The 19,880-nt window shown below is 40.0% G+C and carries 14 protein-coding genes; 4 read left to right on the top strand and 10 right to left on the bottom strand.

The window, feature by feature from the left end; genetic code table 11:
• Positions 1 to 5: 5 nt before the first annotated feature.
• Entirely contained in the window at positions 6 to 3,215 is a 3,210-nt protein-coding gene (locus tag UABAM_RS14700) for a bifunctional serine/threonine-protein kinase/formylglycine-generating enzyme family protein (protein WP_151968762.1), read from the top strand.
• A 41-nt stretch (positions 3,216 to 3,256) separates the two neighbouring features.
• Here the strand turns inward: UABAM_RS14700 and UABAM_RS14695 are convergent, their stop codons facing one another.
• Both UABAM_RS14695 and UABAM_RS14690 read right to left on the bottom strand, forming a co-directional pair.
• Positions 3,257 to 3,934, bottom strand: coding sequence for a TPM domain-containing protein (locus UABAM_RS14695; RefSeq protein ID WP_151968761.1), 678 nt, complete (start codon positions 3,932 to 3,934; stop codon positions 3,257 to 3,259).
• Between the two features lies 1 nt (position 3,935).
• Positions 3,936 to 4,754: a TPM domain-containing protein gene (locus tag UABAM_RS14690; protein ID WP_151968760.1), complete on the bottom strand. Its 819-nt coding sequence runs from the start codon at positions 4,752 to 4,754 to the stop codon at positions 3,936 to 3,938.
• A gap of 85 nt (positions 4,755 to 4,839) precedes the next feature.
• On the opposite strand from UABAM_RS14690, the gene UABAM_RS14685 reads away from it, so the two are divergent.
• Positions 4,840 to 5,625 (top strand): TatD family hydrolase, encoded by a 786-nt coding sequence (locus UABAM_RS14685; protein ID WP_151968759.1) that lies wholly within the window; start codon positions 4,840 to 4,842, stop codon positions 5,623 to 5,625.
• Positions 5,626 to 5,663: 38 nt separating this feature from the next.
• On the opposite strand, the gene UABAM_RS14680 is transcribed toward UABAM_RS14685, so the two are convergent.
• The 3 genes from UABAM_RS14680 to UABAM_RS14670 form a co-directional block, all read right to left on the bottom strand.
• Positions 5,664 to 7,085, bottom strand: a complete 1,422-nt coding sequence (locus UABAM_RS14680) for a sodium:solute symporter family protein (RefSeq protein WP_151968758.1) — start codon at positions 7,083 to 7,085, stop codon at positions 5,664 to 5,666.
• A 112-nt stretch (positions 7,086 to 7,197) separates the two neighbouring features.
• The gene (locus tag UABAM_RS14675; RefSeq protein ID WP_151968757.1) at positions 7,198 to 10,017 is read right to left on the bottom strand and encodes a serine/threonine-protein kinase; all 2,820 of its coding nucleotides are present in this window, start codon (positions 10,015 to 10,017) and stop codon (positions 7,198 to 7,200) included.
• A gap of 95 nt (positions 10,018 to 10,112) precedes the next feature.
• Entirely contained in the window at positions 10,113 to 10,529 is a 417-nt protein-coding gene (locus UABAM_RS14670) for a DUF1761 domain-containing protein (protein WP_151968756.1), read from the bottom strand.
• A 225-nt stretch (positions 10,530 to 10,754) separates the two neighbouring features.
• Here UABAM_RS14670 and UABAM_RS14665 point away from each other — a divergent pair, with 225 nt between their 5' ends.
• Positions 10,755 to 11,318 carry a hypothetical protein gene (locus UABAM_RS14665; protein WP_151968755.1) on the top strand — a complete coding sequence of 188 codons (564 nt, stop codon included), beginning with the start codon at positions 10,755 to 10,757 and terminating at the stop codon, positions 11,316 to 11,318.
• A 114-nt stretch (positions 11,319 to 11,432) separates the two neighbouring features.
• On the opposite strand, the gene UABAM_RS14660 is transcribed toward UABAM_RS14665, so the two are convergent.
• The 5 genes from UABAM_RS14660 to UABAM_RS14640 form a co-directional block, all read right to left on the bottom strand.
• On the bottom strand, positions 11,433 to 13,679 hold the full coding sequence (locus tag UABAM_RS14660) for a serine/threonine-protein kinase (protein ID WP_151968754.1): 2,247 nt from the start codon (positions 13,677 to 13,679) through the stop codon (positions 11,433 to 11,435).
• Positions 13,680 to 13,804: 125 nt separating this feature from the next.
• Complete coding sequence (locus tag UABAM_RS14655; protein WP_229759425.1) at positions 13,805 to 15,019, bottom strand: serpin family protein; 1,215 nt, start codon at positions 15,017 to 15,019, stop codon at positions 13,805 to 13,807.
• Positions 15,020 to 15,049: 30 nt separating this feature from the next.
• Positions 15,050 to 16,177 (bottom strand): sugar ABC transporter permease, encoded by a 1,128-nt coding sequence (locus UABAM_RS14650; protein ID WP_229759402.1) that lies wholly within the window; start codon positions 16,175 to 16,177, stop codon positions 15,050 to 15,052.
• Positions 16,177 to 17,688 (bottom strand): sugar ABC transporter ATP-binding protein, encoded by a 1,512-nt coding sequence (locus UABAM_RS14645; RefSeq protein ID WP_151968752.1) that lies wholly within the window; start codon positions 17,686 to 17,688, stop codon positions 16,177 to 16,179. Before UABAM_RS14645 ends, UABAM_RS14650 begins: the two co-directional genes overlap by 1 nt.
• A gap of 5 nt (positions 17,689 to 17,693) precedes the next feature.
• Positions 17,694 to 18,731, bottom strand: coding sequence for a sugar ABC transporter substrate-binding protein (locus UABAM_RS14640; protein WP_151968751.1), 1,038 nt, complete (start codon positions 18,729 to 18,731; stop codon positions 17,694 to 17,696).
• A 208-nt stretch (positions 18,732 to 18,939) separates the two neighbouring features.
• On the opposite strand from UABAM_RS14640, the gene UABAM_RS14635 reads away from it, so the two are divergent.
• The gene (locus UABAM_RS14635) at positions 18,940 to 19,719 is read left to right on the top strand and encodes a TIGR01458 family HAD-type hydrolase (RefSeq protein WP_151968750.1); all 780 of its coding nucleotides are present in this window, start codon (positions 18,940 to 18,942) and stop codon (positions 19,717 to 19,719) included.
• Positions 19,720 to 19,880 lie beyond the last annotated feature (161 nt).

Below are 19,880 nucleotides of genomic sequence, written 5' to 3'. Positions count from 1 at the left end.
AAGCTATGAATGTACATTTTAACACCAGTGATGAAAGCACACCGAAGGTACTCTTGGGGCGCTACCAAATTATAAAAGAACTTGGTCGTGGTGGAATGGGAGCTGTTTATAAAGCGCGCGATACAAAAATGGATCGCTCTGTGGCGATCAAATTTATTCATGGTTGCAGCGATAAGGAAACAGTGACAAGATTTCATCGCGAAGCGCGAACTCTAGCACAGCTACAGCATCCTAATATAGTGTGTTCCTATGATATAGATGAAGATAAGGGAAATCTTTTTTTTGTTATGGAGTATGTAAGTGGAAAAACTTTAAAGCAAATGTTTGAAGAAAAGACACTTACGTTAGAAGGTGCTCTAAAAATTATGGCAAAGGTGGCCAACGCGATGCACTTTGTGCACAAACGCAATATTATTCATCGTGATTTAAAGCCATGCAACATAATGATCGACAAAAAATTAGAGCCTAAAATTATGGATTTTGGACTGGCAAAAGGCAAGGGGAATAATGATTTGTCACAAACAGGACAAGTGATGGGAACTTTGCGCTACATGTCGCCAGAGCAAGCCGAAGGGGCAAAAGATATTGATCATTTGACGGATATCTATGCTCTAGGTTGTATACTATACAAAATTATTACTGGAAGACCTGTTGTTACAGGGCAAGGGCTACGCGAGATTATGATTCAGATCGCAACGGCAAATCCGGTATCTCCGCGAAAAATGGGTGCCAATATCCCTGTTGCCTTAGAAAAAATCTGTCTACAGTGCATCAAAAAGAAAAAAGAGCAACGGCCACAAAGAACCAAAATTATAGCCCAAGAGTTGGCGCGCATTCTGAAAGAATCATCGGCAGAGGTTCTAGAACAGCAAGTACCACCTACACATCTTCGTGAACAAAATGATAAGACGCGTAGTAAAAGAGTAACCGCGCGTATAGATGCAAAGGGGCGTGTGGGAAAAACTCATGTGCGCAGTCGCGCTGCCCACACCAAGGCGACAGGTATTCGTGCCACCAAACGCAAGAAGTCGCCGTTGCCGATGTGGATTACAGCGGCATGTGCTGTGTTTGTGATCTTTTTTGTTGTGCAAATGTCTTCATCGTCGTCAGTGCCTGACTTCGGCGATGAGATACGCGCGATTCGCAATAGTGTAACGTTAACACCACTCAATGCATGGGAAAAATGGACTCGTTTGCTTTCTAAAGTGGAAAATACGTCTTTGGAAGAAGACGTTATACATGAAATAGAACAGTGTGAGAACACATTGCGCGAACATTTTCAACAAAACATAAAGGTGGTGTCTCAAAATTCATTTGATATTCCGCATCGTTATCTTTACGTCTCTAACAATGAAAGAGCGCTAAAGCGTTTGCAGGAAAAAAACAGCATTTTTGTGGATTTACAATCTAAATATGACCGTTTATATCGTAAATTAAAGTTATCACATCAAAATAAATCTGTACAAAAGAAACCTAAGCCAGATCAAGCTCGAAATACGGCACAACAAAAAAATCCGCCAAAACAAGACGTACGAAAAATGATGGAAAAAATACGTAAAGATTTACACAATAAAACGCGTAAAGAGCGTTGGGAGATATTGCAAGCGTCACTTGTTACGTATGTAAATTTAGAAGCAGTTACCTTCTTTATCATAAAAGAACAGCGTCTTATTTTAAACGCTTATGAAAACGATTTGCAGAAGTTACAAAAAACAACCGAGGAAGCAGATTACTCCGTAGTAGAAGAAATACAAACGACTCCATCACTAAAACGCGAATTACAGGAGCAGGTGGATAAAGTATTGGCGGCGCAACAAATTTTACGCAATAAAAAATGGCAACATCAGTGGGAAGAGTATATCGCAAATATCGAAGACAAAATAACTAAGTATGGGTATCGACAAGCTTTGAAACAACTACAGGAACTGCAACAAAAAATCGATTATCTCGATGATAAAGGTAAACGTATTGTGGAAGAGCTGCGTTTTATTGATAAATTTTATCGCTTGTCGAAAAAAGCGATGCGCAACAAAAAGAATATTTATTCGCTAAAGAAAAATGCACGCAGTTTTCGTATTGCGAAGATAACAAAGAACTATGTTATCACCACTAAAAAAAGTCGACACAAGGTCGAAGACTTTACCACTTTTTCTCTATACAAAACTATACCTGAAAGTAAATTAGATGCCGAAGTTTTGTATGCAGGAGCTATTTTATTTTCCCGAGAAGAAAAGTACGATTGGGCGGAAATTGCCTTTAAGCGCGCCAAGAAAAAGAAATTGACACAGTTCTCCATTTTGGCAAAGCAGCCACCGAAAAAACAAGAAAAACAGGAAAAGCAACAAGAAAAGTCAAAAGGTAATTCTCCCAAAGGTTGGAATACAAAGATTTGGAAAATATGTTGGAATAGTAAAGATAACTATCTGGACTTTACCAAAAAAACGTGGAAAAGTTTACCTGTTGCGACAAGGCGCGAGTACGCGACAAGTTACCAACGTTGGTATGCCAAAGAGTCTAACTTAAAGCTACAAATAAAAATCGACTACAACGGAGTTAGTGTATCTTTTGTGTTGGTTCCTCCTGGTAAATTTAACATGGGCCGCAAAGGAGATCGCCTAGTGGTGTTGCCAAAAGCCTTTTTTATTTCGCAGTATGAAATTACAGTGAAACAGTGGACGGCGATCAGTGATGGACCAACACAAGATAGCAATTATCCCGCAGTGAATAGAACCTGGGAAGAAATCCAAGACTTTTGTGCAGCGTTAAAAGTAAACCTACCAACAGAAGCGCAATGGGAATACGCATGTCGCAGCGGTATGCACGAGCGTTTCCATTGGGGAGATGAGGTAGATATCGATGCCAGTAACGCTCTAGATTATTGGTATAAGCAACCCCTACAAAGTTTCGATGAATGGAAAGAAGTACATAAAAAAACCAAGCAAGCGCGTTTGGATGTGGGTAATTTTCCCCCGAATAATTTTGGAATATACGATATGATTGGTAATGTTTGGGAAGTGGTACGCGATTTTTCCGAACACGAAGCCGGATTATTTATAAATCCGGTAGGGGTAGACCCTCTTTCTGAAAAATTTACCATGCGTGGTGGTTCGAGTGTACACTGTAATATCGTTAATTCAAATGCCGTATCACGTGAGCATGTAGACTCTGTCAAATCAGGAGATCTAGGATGGCGTGTCGTGAAGGAGATTGATTAGCGTTTTTTGACAGGATTAACATTAATCCTGTCAAATTTTTCTTATAAATTTTGCTTAAAAATGCGCAAGTGATCTTCCAGTTGATTTTTTTTGCTTTTATTACTTGGGAAATGCTGTTTGAGTTTTTCTCCGCATTTGGTAATTCCATCGCAAAGAGCTTCACTGCGTTTATTGCGTCGTAAATTTTCGATGATAATATTGCGGACTTCTACGAAATCTTCGTCTTGAAATTTTTTGCGTATTTTCTTATCTCCCAAAACATACACCATTCGTTCAAATAGAGATATATAAATAAGAACGGCATTGCTATTAGAAGTCTTCCACAATTCAAATTCATAAAACGCACGCTGTGCACCGCGAGCAACACATCTTTTCATTTCAGAGCGTGGAGTGAATAGGTGGCGTATGAACCATATGCGACTGGCCAAAAATGCCCCCACAGCAAAGGCGACAATGATGGTTGCGATAATCAGTGGCAAACTGTATTGATATTGCGTTTTGCCCCATTCGCCAACACTGGTTTGTTGTGTGTATATCCATAAAACACAAACACTCACAATCGTCAAGATAAGTCCAAATACATCCTCCGCACGATCGTATTGTCCGCTACTGTCTGTTATGATCGGTACAATTTCGGCATTTGTTTTCTTTTCTGCCTTAATAACAGCTTTGTTTACTTGTTGTTTTTGTTCTTTTGTTAAAAATTTATCTATGTTCATTTTACCAAGAGCCAGAAGCTCCCCCTCCACCAGAAAAACCACCGCCGAATGAACCACCCGAGAAACCACTACTTCGACCACCACTTCGTCCGCTTGAAGTTATAATACCTATGAGAATAGCACCTAAAATGGAGAATACGGCCCCCCAAAACACCCATGCCCACCCACTGGCTCCTTGGCGTGACAGAGATACAAAGGTAAATATTCCTAGTACAACGAAGAGAGCGATTAAAATATAATGCGATGCGGGAACGGGAGGATTGGGAATTTTTTCATTACGCGCCACTTTTTCTAAAGCGTTGACACCCGCCTCAATACCTTTTGAAAATTGTCGTTGTCGAAAGTAGAAAATAATATGCTGATCCATAATTTTTCGACATTGTTCATCTTTTGTATAACCGTAATCAGCACCGAGTTCTATTCTCGCTTGGCGATCCTGAACAGAGATGAGAAGTAGTATCCCTTTATTCCAAGAAACTTCTTTACTTCCTCCATTTTTTCCCTGTACGCGAACTTTTTTATATCCTATGCCCCAGTGGTTAAATAATTTTTTAGCATAGTCGCGCATTCCGTATTCTCCGTAATACGGCGCATTGTATTTTTGCAGTGATTTGATGGTGACCACGATAATGGGAATTGCTGTTTCGGTAAGCAATTTATCGAGTTTTTGACGCATGCGTTGCTCTTGCTCTGTGGAAAGCAAGTCGGCTCCATCGAAAATAAACTCCCTGTCTCCTGGACGTTTAGGGTATGAAACAGAATCATTTATTTGTGCACTAAGTGCATAAATAAATACCCACAAAACGACAATATATTTCATAAAAATTCTCCGAGATTTCTGGAACTATTGAGTGTATGATAAAGGCAAATCTAATATTTTGAAAACTACTCACCAAGGATGAATCATGAAGCTAATTGATATAGGAATCAACGTCACAAATCGAAGATTTAGTAAAGATTTACCACAAGTAATCAACCGCGCTACGCAGGCTGGTGTTGAACAAATGGTCATTACTGGTACAAGCATACATGGTAGTAAGCGCGCTGCAGAAATAGCTGGCAAGTATCCTGGAATTTTATATTCTACTGCTGGGGTGCATCCTCATTATGCCCAAGATTGCAATAACGAAACCATTGCCACGCTAGAAAAACTGGCACAGAAAGAACACGTCGTTGCCATCGGCGAATGTGGCTTAGATTACAATCGTGATTTTTCTCCTCGTCCATTACAAAACAAATGGTTTGCTGCGCAAATTGAATTGGCATGTAAACTACAGCTACCTCTTTTTTTACATGAACGCGAAGCTCATGACGAGTTTATCAACATTCTACGTGATTATCAACAAAACCTTCCCAAAACAGTTGTGCATTGTTTTACCGGAACAGAAAAAGAGCTAGAGCACTACATTGAAATGGGATATTATATCGGAATTACCGGTTGGATTAGCGATGTAAGAAGAGGAAAACATTTGTGGAAAATCGTAAAGAAAATTCCCGAAAATCGCTTAATGGTCGAAACGGACTCTCCTTTTTTATTACCACATAACATGCCTTCACGACCAAAAAACAGACGCAACGAACCTTCTTTTCTTCCGTATGTAGTAAAAAGCCTAGCGAGGTCGCTACAAAAATCTCCGGAAGAAGTGGCCGAACTCACAACAAATACCGCAAAGGAATTTTTTGCTATTTGAGAAAAAAATTGACAGGATTAACGTTAATCCTGTCAAATTTATTCTGGCTTTAGTTCCACTGTGTTTTCGCTGTTGGGAAACAAGTTACAAAACAATACGAAAACGACCGCGCTAGAGGCCAAACCCAGAAAAATGGGCTCTAATCCAAAAAAAGAAACCAATTTTTGCTCTACCAAAATAACTGCTGTGCTACCAACTATCACAGAAGCCATAACCCCCGCCCAACTTGCTTTTTTCCAGTAGTGCCCTACGATGTAAGGAAAAAATGCGCCGCCTGCGCGTAGGGTCATAGAGAACATTAATAATGCAATAATGCTTTGCGTGTTGGCCCAAGCGATTAGTAAACCAGCAAGACCGATGACGACCATGCTCATTTGAGTGACGCGAAGAATTTGTTTGTCGGAAGCGTTTTTGTGTAAATAAACTCGATATATGTCGTTGGCAAAGATAGAGCCCGCTCCGAGCATATTAGAATCAGCGCTGGACATCGTTGCTGAAATAATACCGGCGAATAAAAACCCTGCCAATACCGAAGGCATCGTGGCCATTGCTAGGGACGGCAAGGCGTATTTTGCACCTCGCGCCATGAGTTCAGGGTCCATTTTTCCTTGTTCTACCATTGCAAATGCAATAAGGCCTAAAATGACAGGAATAAAAGCAAAAATAACATATATACCGCTAGCGATTAAAGATCCTTGCACCGCGGCTTTTTCATCTTTGGCAGCATAGTATCGTTGAACGGCTTCTTGTCCTACGGCAAATGAGGTAATGTATATAATGGTTAAGGATATAATTGTTCCCCAACCTATTCCGGCAGTAAAACTTAGTTTTTCCGCTGGCATACTGGCTTTAACTACTTCCCAGCCACCAACAGCATCAAGAGCGTACGGAACGGCGAGAAACATTCCACCTACAATTAAAAACATTTGAATGAAGTCTGTTAAAGTTACACTCCATAGACCACCTAAAACAGCGTAGACAGTCACAATGACAGATACGACCAAGACACAAGTACTGTAACTCCAAAGAGTCATCGCTTCTAGAATAACAGCCGATGCGATAAATTGAGCCGCGGTTAAACCGATAAGAGGTAGCATCATGATGATTGCCGTGATGATACCTGGTGCATCACCGTAACGCCTTCTGAAGTATTCGGGAACGGTTTTTACCATGGCATTTCTTAACTTGGGAGCAAAAAATGATAAGATGACGAAGGTAACGGCCATCGCTAGTACATACCACACCGCACTAAATCCCCAGCTACCATATGCTTTTTCCACAACTCCCAGAGAGCTTCCGCCTCCGATTTCTGTTGCTGCGAGTGTTCCCGCCATCATTACCGGTCCCAATCTACGACCGGCAACCATAAAATCTTCGTTGGATTCAATTTTTTTCGATGCATACCAGCCAATAGCGACCATCCCCAGGAGGTATACTACAACAACACTTATTACAACCATTGATTTCTCCTATGTGAAAATTGTATTTTATTTGGTTATGTTCTAACTTTCCCATTCATTAGAACAGTATTTGGTTATGTTTGAATGGACTGTAACATTTATGTAGCGGTGCTTATTCGTTTCCCATCACGTACAAGTTACCCGCAGTAGTGACAACGTAAATTCTACCGTTATACAGGAGTGGTTCCGCCACAATATCTCCTTGCAGAGGTTTTGATTCATGGTGGATTCTGATTTTATTTTTTTTATGAATTAGGTTATTAAGATCAAATACGTGTAAAATAGAGCCTTCGTCTTGCGAAGCGTTGTTTCCTATGTACATATAACGTTTTGTGATGACAGGTGAACATCTTGTTGGGCCTATGTAACCGAATGCCGCAGGTTTCTTTTGGGCGCGGTCATAAATTTGGAAAACACCATCACTAAAAAACATGTATACGTAGTTGCCCGACACACCTAGAGATGAATGAATGGGAACTTCTGGTCCCTGGTGATGCCACTCTACATTTTGAAAACTCTTATCGATACACACGACAGCTCCTGTCGCCGTCGCCGCAAAAGTCATATCATCATAAGCAACAGGTGTCGTTGCTCCCCAATGATCCACCCTTATCGATGTAGGTTGGTGGCTCGGAAGGTTTAACTTGTAACGAAAAATACTCATACCATCGCATTGGAATATTAATTGATCGCGGTATAAAACAGGCGCCGATACGACGGCGCGAAGTTTTTTCCCCAGGTATTTTTTTTGTATGTGAAATGTGTTACCTTGAAGTTTTAGCGCATATACGTTGCCATCTTGACAACCGATGTAGATCGTGTCCTTGTATACTGTTGGGGAGGTTGTTATGCGGCTAGGAATCGGTGCACTGGCGATTAATTTGCCTCTCCCTCTTGTTTGCACGGCGCAAAAATCAGAATAATTTTTGTTTGGATTGGGGTGGTTGCACGCAAAGTATAAGATTCCTTTGTGCAGTAGCAAAGCAGAGCGTTCTTCGGGAACGGTTCGATGGCGCTTTTTGAATGTACGCGGTTGCTCATGCACTTTTTTGTGTAATTTGGAAAAGGCAGAGATGATTTTGTTGTTGCGTAAATCAATCTTGTATACCGCAATAATGCTATGAATGTACAGCATATTATCATGAATAACCGGTGCGGTAATAAAAGGAAACTCATCGATGAACATTTGGTATTTCACCGTAGGTCGGGTGACATCTGGTGCTGTAGTGTGTCCGTTGCGCGCAGGATTATAACGAAACATTTGTGTCGTAGTATTTGTAGAAGGTTCTTCCTCTAGTATTTTTCGAAAAGGTTGGTCCTTGAGTATTTTTCGAAAAGGTTGGTCCTTGAGTATTTTTCGAAAAGGTTGGTCCTTGAGTATTTTTCGAAAAGGTTTTTCCTCTGAAGATGTGTTGTTGTCGTTTTGTTGTTGCTTTGATGCTAGGCGCTGTCTTTCTTTTTCTTTGGCTTGTTGCTTTTCGCGTTCCAAATCTTTTCTTTTTTGCTCTGCCATTTCTTTTTCTAGAGCAGCTTGCATATCTTTGAGATTTTTTTGTAAGTTGGCAACAGTTTTTGTTAAATGGTCATCCATGAGAAGCGCGTTTTTATCTCTTAGTTTGTGTAGAGCGTTTTGCGCTTTTTTGAACGATTTTTGGGCAATAAAATCATGAGTGTCCAAAGCATGTTGTAGTGCATCTCTCTCTGTTTCTAAACTAAAGGGAAAGTTCTTTTCCATCTTTTTTATGTTGTTCTTTACATCCGCAAAGAAACTTTTCGATAGCAGTTGATAATTACCAAGAAACCAAATTTCCCAAGCCTCATCGTCAGTAATCTCTTTGTGTAAGATTTGTTGCGCTGTTGTAACTGCTTTTTGTGAAAATCCTTCTGCTATGTAAGTTTCCGCTTCTTCACGTAGTTCATCTAGTGGTGATGTTGTCATCATACTCATGAGAGCCACTAGTACGAAAACGATGGCACTTATGGAAACCCACAACCATGTTTTGTTGGCGGCTTTTTCTTTTTTGGCCAAACGCAGGTTAACTTTGCCGCCATCCAAAAAACGACGTAAATAACGAGCGAAAAGGTGCATGGACTGATAACGATTTTCTCTCTTTTTTTCTAAGGCTTTTAAACATATTTTTTCTAGATTTTCTGGTATACGTGGGTTTATTTGGCGAGGAGCTACAGGGTCCTCTTTCATGATTTTCATTAAAGTTTTCATGATGCTGTCGCCAGCAAAGCCTGTTTTCCCCGTCAAACAGCGGTAAAGAATCATTCCCAAAGAATATATATCGGAGCGGTGATCTATTTTTTTTCGATCCCCCTCTGCTTGTTCGGGAGACATGTAGTGTGGACTACCCATGATGGAACCTGGTTTTGTCAAACCGTCTTCACTAACCTCTTTTGCGATACCGAAGTCCATGACATAGGGCTTGCCATTTTTGATCATAATATTCGAGGGTTTTAAATCGCGGTGGATAATTTTTTGGCTATGGCAATAGTGCATGGCTTGACAAATTTTTTCAATGAGCGCAACGGTTTGTTTTAATGACATTGCTTTTTGTTTTAGTACTTCATCAAGAGTCTGTCCCTCGATGTAGTCCATTGTGAAAAAACAAACACCGTTGTCTTCGCCATAGTCGTAAAGTTTGATAATATTTTCGTGGTTTAATTTCGCCATGGAACGCGCTTCGGCGAAAAATCGTTCCTTGCGTTCTTGAGTCAGAATGTTGCCGATAAGTACTTTTAAAGCGACAATTCTATGTAATTTACTGTCTTGGGCCTTGAATACCACTCCCATTCCTCCACGACCCAGTTCTGAAATAATTTCGTAGCGACCTATTCTTTTAGGCATTTGTTCTCTTTTTGTACCTGCAGGTACTTCGACAAGTGTTTCCTGAATAGTGTTTTTTATTTTTTTATTATCATCCATAATAGATCTTTCAACTGAGGTATGAAAATCAAGAAATAGGAGAGTTTTTCTGCGGCAACGAAGTGCCAGACACTTCTGGCACTACACCGTTACGTTTATTTCCATAGAGCTAAAATAATGGAAATTCCAAGTATCATCGCTGTTTGACTACCAATCATCATCAAGAAAGCGGACCATCTTTTCAAAAATGCATTACCTGGAAGACTTGTTGATGCTGCAAAACCAATCGCGACAAATAGACCACTACTAATAGCGCCACCAAGGGTATCTACTTTAAGTACTTGTTGCAAAATAGCAATACTGAGTACTAGAACAATTGTGCACACAAGACCAACTGCATATGTGTAACCTGGTATTTCTTTCGCGTGTTGTTTTTTGTCACTAACTCCATATTCCCTTGCCCAAGGATTTCCTACTATTGCCACAAACCAAATCGTAGAAATTATTTGCCCAGCTACAACGCTCGCGGCAATAGCGAGCCAATTTAAGGTAGAAAAATCAATATTGAACATAGTTACGGTTCCTATTGGGTTTTAAAGTAAAATAAAAATGCTTTAACTATTTATATCTTTGTTAGCAACTTTTTTATCAAACCGCAAGTAATTTCTCTACAAATAGTTTTTTGTATCGTTTTGTGGTTTGCGAAACGCAAAAGAAAAAAGTGTTGTGACAAACCTGAGGCCTTTGTATTATAGTAAAAAAACTAACCTTTTAACTACAAATAACGGGAATGTACGATGAGTAAAGTTCAAGAAGTTATCCAACAAGCACAGCATCTTTTTTCACAAAACAGTTCACCGCAACACATTATCGATGTTCTTGGCAAATTGTTAGATCAGATAAACGCGCAGGATCTTAATTTAGATGAATTGATGGCCAATTTAAATCCCGAGTGCGAATGGGATTCAGAGCCGATTTTTAGTACCCCAGATTTTTCCTTACAGCTGTTTATGATCAAAAAAGGTAGCAAAATACCCTTGCATGATCATCCGCATATGTGGGTTTTAATGCGCGTTCTATACGGCACACTACATCTTCGTACGTTCAATTGGGCAGAAGAGTATCCTCTGAGTGGTTTAGCGCGTAAATGTTGCGATGAAACCGCCAATGGAGCCACGTCAACTATTTTGGTAGAACCAAACAATAATAATGTTCATGAGATCTATGCGATCGATGATTGTGCATTTCTCGATTTACTGTTTCCACCATACGATCACGAAGAACGTGCGTGTCATTACTACAAAGAAGAACAAGTAAATGTGAATGGCGAAACTTTGACAAAATTGGAGCGTTTAGACTAGCGTTTTCTTTAAAATGGTGGATGTAGTAAATCGAGTATTTTTTTACCGTAACGATAAAATATCTTTTTTCTCAAAATAAGTAGAATGCCAACATATCACTTTTTACCAATTGGGTTACTTTGCCTTTGTGTTCTGTAAGTGCAGGTGCGTTTGCTTGTTGTACTCTTTTATGTCCGCTTCGGCAAGTTCATGTTGTCCCAGTTGTTGATAGACGCTCGCGCGAGATCGGTAGGCTTTAGAGTATTGAGAGTTCAGCTTGATGGTTTTTGTGTAATGGATGATTGCAAGATCATACTTTTCCAAAGCCTGGTAAATTAGGCCTTGTAGATAGTATGGACTATGATCGTTAGGAGTCAGTTCGATCGCTTTGGTGTTATCAGTTATCGCTAAGTGGTACTTTCCCAAACGATAGTAAGCCATTGCACGCCGGTAGCTTGCATAAATATGTTGAGGTGTTATTTCTAGAGCTTTACTACTATCAGCAACCGCAAGAACGTATTTCTGCAAGTTATAGTACGCCATTCCTCGTATATGGTACGATTCAGAACTTTGAGGATTGATGTTGATTGCTTGTGAAGTGTCGGAGATAGCAAGAGCATGTTTCCCCGACCAATAATAAGCTGCTCCGCGTAGAAGGTACACATTGTGGTCGTGAGGAGTCCGTTCGATCGCTTTGCTACCATCGGCAATTGCATGACCATATTTCTTTAATTCATAATAAGCCATCCCACGCCGGTAGTTTGCATAAAGATGTTGAGGGTTTATTTCTAGTGCTTTACTACTGTCAGCAACAGCACGGCGGTATTTCCGTAAGCTATAGTAAGCCATTGCTCTTAAATAGTACGCGTCTGAGCTTTGAGAATTGAGCTTGATCGCTATGTTCGCATCGGCGACAGCCAAGTTGTCATTGTGAAGGTGATACCAGGCGGCACCACGCAGAATGTATGGCTCAAAATATTGAGGTTTGATCTGGATCACTTTGGTCGCATCAGCAGTGGCAAGACGGTATTTCTTCAATTCATAATATGCGACTCCACGTGCATAGTATGCATCAAAATATTGAAAACTAAGCTCTATCGCTTTTGTATAACTTACTACCGCAAGGTGGTGTTTTTTTTGGCGATCGTAAATTTTTCCTTTTTGGTAATGGTCTATAGCATTTTGAGAAGCCAATGAAGTTGCTTTATCTATGACGTTTTTATCTACATGTTTAACATCGAGGTTATGTTTTTTTTGACGACGGATGATATTTTTAGAAATGAGCTTTTTGGGTCTATTTGTAGCGCTTTGCTCTACATTATTGATATTAGGCCTATGCTCTTTTTTGGGCTTGTTTGTCGTTGATAAAAGATAAACTAAGCCAAAACAAATGGATAAAAATGTCAATAGAATGGGTAACCTTTGTGCTATTTTACTTGGCTTTTTGTTACTTGCCTTAGTTATGTTTGGTTGAATTTTTACTTGTTTCGTAGCGGTATTGTCTAAATTTAATGGATATTGTATTCGCGTGGTGTTTGTTACATTGCCTTTTGTTGGAGATAGTAATTTTCGTAGGTTTACACAAAGCTGCTCTAGAGGTACTCTGCGACTACTTTTTTTACATAAACATGACTCTAGTAAATCGGAGAGTTTTTGCAAACGCAAATCCTGAAACGGCGACAAAGATATTAAACTGGGAATTTGTAACTCCAATGTTTTTGTCATTGTCGAGGCGATATGTCCGCCATAAAGTGGTGATCTCTCCGTCCAAGTGAATAATTGATATAGGATAACACCTAGGGAAAATACATCGGTGTTTGTGGTAATTTTTTCTTTGGGAATAAATTGTTCGGGTGCCATATAACCTGGAGTTCCGATTAAGCTATTAGCATTTGTTATCGTTGCCAACTCTTGGTCAATACATTTTGCAATTCCCAAATCGAGTAACTTGGGCTTTAAATTTTCGCTGTAAAGTATAATATTTGAAGGTTTTAAATCTCTGTGGATAATACCGTTTTTGTGAAGAAATGCAACGGCTTCGCAAAGTTGTAGCGATATCTCTAGTTGTTTTTGTAAATCTATACATTTAGACTTTTGTTTTATAAAGTTAGAAAGAGAAATCCCATCTACGTATTCCATCACAATAAAATAATGATTGTTGTATAGGCAAAAGTCGGAAGCTTTTACAACTCCAGGATGGTGGCATTTCAACATAAAATAGTACTCACGTTGTACACGCTCTAATATATTTTTGTCTTTTTTAACAATGCATTCTTTTATGGCAACAGGTTTTTTGTGGTGAACGTCTATAGCGTAGTAAACTTTCCCCATTCCCCCTTGACCAATAATGCGTTGAATCTGATATCTTTGATTTAACAGCATATTTATTCCACTGATAATGTTGATTTTATTTGCGATTTATTCCAGGAAAGGCGGACAGCATGTCCGCCTTTGTACTTAAAATTTAAACGCTATTCTAGAATTTCGTTTTATAGCAGTATGAGCACCTACTTGTTGGGGTTTGTTACACGTCCAACAAATAACGTACTACCGGTTTTGGGATGAACAATGGTAAATACAAATGGACGATCAACGAAAAATCTCTTTGGCGGGCGAGGCATACTTTTACGGCTCATTACGACACCGGTTGCTGCGGCAGCTTCTGTTCCTTCTTCGTCAATAGCAACGAACGCTTCGTGAATCACTTTGGTGATGCGTAGCTCTTTGTTACCATTCATTCCTGAAAAGTCTGCGGCGAGTGCAAAAGCATCTTTCATTCCCATTAGTTGCAGAACTTCTTTTGCATCAAATTTATAACGCGTTTTGAATTTGGGCATTTTTATCCATACTTTGGTGGTGCGCATTTTCGTCGCGATTTCTTGCAACTTTTGAGTGGAAATTTGTTTGTCGAAGAGTGATAGTTGCTGTGGTAGAAAAATATACATGGCAACATCGTCGCCCTTGTAAGGGAGTTTAACTGCCTGTAAACCTTCTTCTTCATAGTAGGCAAATTTTTTGGGTTTTTGCGTCATCATATCGACATTTTCCGTTGTCTTTGCATCTATGTGAAAGACATCTTGTGTTGTTTTTTCCTTGTCAAAAGCGGAGGACCAGTCACCTTTGAAATAGATGGTGTTGGTAAGTACTAACCGCGTTTCTGATGTAATGGCATTCGGAGGTAGAAGGTCTTTTATCTTATCTGCGGTGTTTTTGGCTACCCAAGTATTGATTGTTTTGCGTGCTTGTTCTGTTTCTTTCACAAAGTCTACTGTATGTAAACCAGCACCGTAATTTTTTCCGGTTGTGTCCAAAAAAGATGGTAAGAATTTGTAGCTTTTTTGTCCCCATAGGGCGTTGGCAACGTTGAGTTTGTATTGATTGTTTTGCGCTTGTATGAGGTCTATCAAGCCAGAAAACGCTTTGTGAGGTTCATCTTTTACAAAGTGTAGTGTCTGTTGCATTTCTTGTGCTGTATTGCCTTTCGCTCCAGCATATGTCATTGCTAAAGCTGTTGAAATGCTATATGGAGAATAAAAGATATTTTTACCAGACTCTTTGTTGACGAGTTGTTGGTATAACTCCCAGGCAAGAATGTTGTTGTTTTGCGCTTGTTGTTTTACTTTTTCTGGAGTTACTTTGGCTTTTTCCTTTGCAGGAAAAAGATTTTCCTCGTTTGAATTACAAGCAATAAATGGAATAACTATTGCTAGAAAAATGAGCATTTTTTTCACTGGATTTTCCTTTCTTAAATTTTATTTATTCGACAGACGAATATCCATCCATACGGCAAGTGTAAGAACAGTCCCTCTGGTAATAAATTTGATTTCGGGTGAAATGGCGAGAAGTGTCATACCATTGAGTAAACTTACCATGATAAGAGAACCAAACAATACACCCATGACATTTCCTCTTCCTCCCTTGAGGCTTGTTCCCCCGATCACACACGCCGCGATGGCGTCGAGTTCCATTAAGTTACCAATTGTGGTTGTTGAAGCTCCGGCGTACGCTGTTTGTAGAAAGCCTGTTAAGGCGACAATACCTCCCATAATAGCGAAAGACATAATGACCAGTCTTTCCACGGGTATTCCCGAAATAAAGGCTGCTTTTTCGTTACTTCCAATGGCATATAGATAACGACCAAAACGCGTATGTTCGGTTAGAATATGTACAAAGAGAGCTAGCATACCCAATATTACCACCGAAAGCGGTATACCTTTGTATTGATTGCTAATAAGAACAAAAAGTAGAGCACCTTGCGCAGTGACAAATACCTTCATAAATGAAATCTCGCGACTTTCTACTTCAAATCCATACGCGCGACGATTGCGTCTATTTATTATTTTGCGATACGTAACACAGGCTACAATAATAAAACATAAAATATATCCTGCTGTCGCTGGTAAATAGTAGGTAGTTAGCAATGAGTAAAGATTGGTGTTTCCACCTTTGACGACCGGTATTGTTGAATTTTGAATAACTAGCCAAAAACATCCTTTGAAGATAAGTAATCCACCAAGAGTGATGATAAAAGCAGGAATTTTTTGTTTTACAACTAAAGTTCCCATCAACCACCAAACAATCACCGCAAGAATGGAAGAGCAACACATTGCAAGAGTGGCATTCCAATCATATTGAAAAACGAGAACGCTGGCAATTCCACCAAAAAGGCCAACACCACTACCGACGGATAAGTCGATGTGCCCTGGCAGTATAATTAAGAGCATACCTAATGCCAAAACGGCGATGATCGAAAATTCAATCATCAAAATGGATAAATTTCTCGCACTGACAAATGTCGGGGATAAAATGGCGAAGATAATCCAAATAATCAATAAAGATATGAGCATGGAAAAATCGCGTGTCGAAAGTTTGCTGTTCATTATTTTGCCTCCATTGCAGCGGCCATGAGTTGTTGTTGATTTATATTTTCATTCACAAAAGTACCACCAACACGTCCTTCGCAAAGCATCATAATACGATCGCTCATTCCCAATAATTCTGGTAATTCACTAGAAATCATAATGATCGCATAGCCTTTTTCGGTGAGCTGATTCATTAGTTCGTATACTTCCAATTTTGCACCTACATCAATACCTCTTGTTGGCTCATCGAGAAAAACAATTTTAGGGTCGGTCATTAGAGCTTTGCCAATCACCACTTTTTGCTGATTTCCTCCCGATAAGTTTTCCACAATAGATTCCAGATTGGGGGCTTTTACTCTCAAAGACTTAAAATACTTGTCATTGGCAACAAACTCGCGCGCACTGTCGATAAGGAACATGTTGCTAAAAGAATTTAGCGAGGAGAGTGAAAGGTTAAAACCTATATCTTTTTCGAGGATTAAACCATACATCTTGCGATCCTCAGAAACCATAACGAGTCCTTTTTGAATAGACTGTGTCGGGGTGTGATTTTGCAGAGGTTCACCATGTATTTCCACAGTTCCACTACGGCGTTTTCCCCAAGCACCAAAAATATGTAGTAGTAACTCGCTGCGACCTGATCCCATAAGACCACCAATACCTAATACTTCGCCAGCTTTTACTTCCAGAGAAATATCGTGTAGTGCGGCTTTGTCCTCCTCATCGTGGACGCATAAATCACTGACTTTTAAAAGTGTTTCTCCTGGAGAGGTCTTTTTGCGCGGAAAGAGGTCCTTTATTTCACGTCCAACCATGTAGTGGATGACTTCATCGCGATTTGTTTTTTTTGCTTCGAGAGTGGTGATAGATTGTCCATCGCGGATAATCGTAATGCGGTCAGAGATGTCAAATACCTCTTCTAGTTTATGGGAAATATACACACACGAAATGCCTTGGGTTCTTAAGTTTTTCACAATGGAAAGCAGTACCTCTACTTCTTTTTCGGTAAGAGCGGATGTCGGTTCGTCGAGTATTAAAATGCGCGATTTTTTTCCTAACGCTTTGACGATTTCTACGAGTTGCTGCTGTCCCACTCCCAAGTCTCCCAAACGCGTGGTGGGATCTATGTCAATATGAAATTGGTTTAGCAACTGTTGCGCTTCGTTGTAAATGCGATGCCAATCGATAATGCCATTATGCGTTGGTTCGCGTCCTAGGAAAATATTTTCGGCAACTGTCATGTCCTCAATAAGGGCTAGCTCTTGATAGATGACTGTAATACCCGCTTGTTCCGCATCTTTCAGCGAAGAGAGAATAAGCGGTTTGTCTCCTAAATACAAATTTCCTTCGTAAGAGCCATGTGCATGTATTCCCGAAAGTACTTTGATCAGAGTGGATTTACCTGCGCCATTTTCTCCACAAATAGAATGTATTTCTCCGGCACGCAGTTCAAAATTCACTCCGCCAAGAGCAATAACACCTGGAAATTTTTTGACGATATTCTTCGCAGTAAAATTTAGAGTTTCCATAATGACTACTCACCGTATACATCTTTGCGATTATGGAAACCATCTTTTACGATTGTGTCTTCCATATTTTCTTTGGTAACTACCTGCACATCAATTGCGATTGTTGGTACGTCAATTTTTCCATTGGGAATGCTCTCCTTGGCAATAATGACTTTGCGTTTGGCCATGTCGACGGCTAGGCGCGCCGCACGTAACGCGAGTTTTTTTAGCGGTTTGTAGATCGTCATTGTTTGCGTTCCTTGTATAATGCGTTGGCAAGCAACAAGTTCGGCGTCTTGTCCGATGACCTTGACTTTTCCCGCTAGACCTTCTTCGGTAAGTGCCTGGATCGCACCGCCAGCCGTGCCGTCGTTTGCCGCAAGTACCGCAGCAAAGTTGTCTCCGTGAAGAGAAATGGCGGCATTGACAATTTTTTTGCCATTTTCAGGCTTCCAATCTTCGGCCCAATCTTCGTGAATGACTTCGATCATGTTCTTTTCAATAAAAGGCTTCAATACGTTGTCCTGTCCTTGCTTAAACAAGAAGGCGTTGTTGTCGGTTTTTGATCCATACACGCGAATAATTTTTCCGTGGTTGCTCAACGTTTTCAATAAAAATTTGGCCTGCATTTCGCCAACTTTTACATTGTCAAAACTAATATAAACATCGACATCGCAATCTGTAATCATGCGATCATAAGCAATGACTGGTATGCCGGCATCATGAGCTTTTTCTACGGCCTTGGCCATTGCCTTGCCATTGTGAGGAACGATTACGAGTACATCGACATTGCGGCTGATAAGCGCTTCGATGTTTTGCATCTGCGTTGTGTCATCGCTATTCGCCGCTTGTACCAATACGTCGGCACCCAGTTCTTTGGCGCATGCGACAAAGATATCGCGATCTTTTTGCCAGCGGGCTTCCTTTAAAGTATCGAGAGAAAGACCTATGACAATTTTGTCATCACTTTTACTTGTTGCTTTTGCACCACTTTGCGAAACAACTAAACCTATCAACACACTTAATATAAAAGAGACGGTCATTAACAATGTGCGGATACTCATTTTGTCCTCCTTGTATATATTTATATTCTAATTTTGAAATGATAATACTCCCCAATTATAGAAAAAAATTTTCATAGCTACCACACTCAAATTTGTGGAAACAAATGAAAAGTAGTTTTACAGTATGCGTGGGTGATTTTGCTATAATAAGAAAATTCATTATTTACGAATTGGTTTGTGATGTTTTTCTCGATGAAAGAGACTCAAAATGGCTTTCGACAATATAAAAGGCTTTTTGTTCGATATTGATGGAGTGTTGAGTATTGGGAATGATCTTATCCCTGGTGCATTGGCCACAATCGAAAAACTCAAAGCACAACAAATTCCCTATCGTTTTGTCACCAATACTTCGACAAAGTCTCTCGATACTTTACATAAGAAATTGCAGAAACAAGGATTTCCCATCGCAAAAAATGAGGTATTTCATTCGCCTCTCGCCGCTGTTTTGCATATGCGTGAGCAACAACAACGCACATGTTATTTGTTTGTCGAAGAGGAAGCGAAGAAGGACTTCGCGGAATTTACCATTAGCGAAAAACCCGAAGTGATTGTTGTGGGTTTTATGGAAAAAGGTTGGGATTTAGCGTTACTCAATAAAGCTTTTCGCATGGTCATGGCGGGAGCGGAATTCATTGCGCTACACAAAAATAAATATTTTCAAGTTCAAGATGGTTTGCAGTTAGATTCTGGAGCACTGGTTGTTGGTTTAGAGTATGTTACGGGAAAAGAGGCCACTGTTGTTGGAAAACCAAGCGCGTCTTTTTTTGAGTTGGCGCTGCAAAGTTTGGGTTTGCCACCACATGAAGTTGCCATGATCGGAGATGACATTGAGGCTGACATCGGTGGTGCGCAAAATTGTGGATTGAAAGGTATTTTAGTAAAAACGGGTAAATATCGCGAAGAACTCGTGCGCACTTCGTGGGTAAAGCCTGATTTGGTCATCGAGTCTGTAGGCTGTTTATTCGATTATGTATTGATGTCTTCATGAGTGTCTGATGATATGGTGCATGACAATGCAAAGTATATGTGTATCATGACTTTAAACAATTTGAAGCACACTAACGGAAACTCGGTAAGTTTAAAAGGCGTATGCAATTCACCATTGATTTGCATACGTGAAGATTCATTTCTAAAACTTTAGCACAATTG

The organism is Candidatus Uabimicrobium amorphum (genome assembly GCF_009002475.1).
GTDB lineage: Bacteria > Planctomycetota > Uabimicrobiia > Uabimicrobiales > Uabimicrobiaceae > Uabimicrobium > Uabimicrobium amorphum.
Note: the sequence above shows the minus strand (reverse complement) of the source record. Positions and strands in the feature narration are given on the sequence as shown.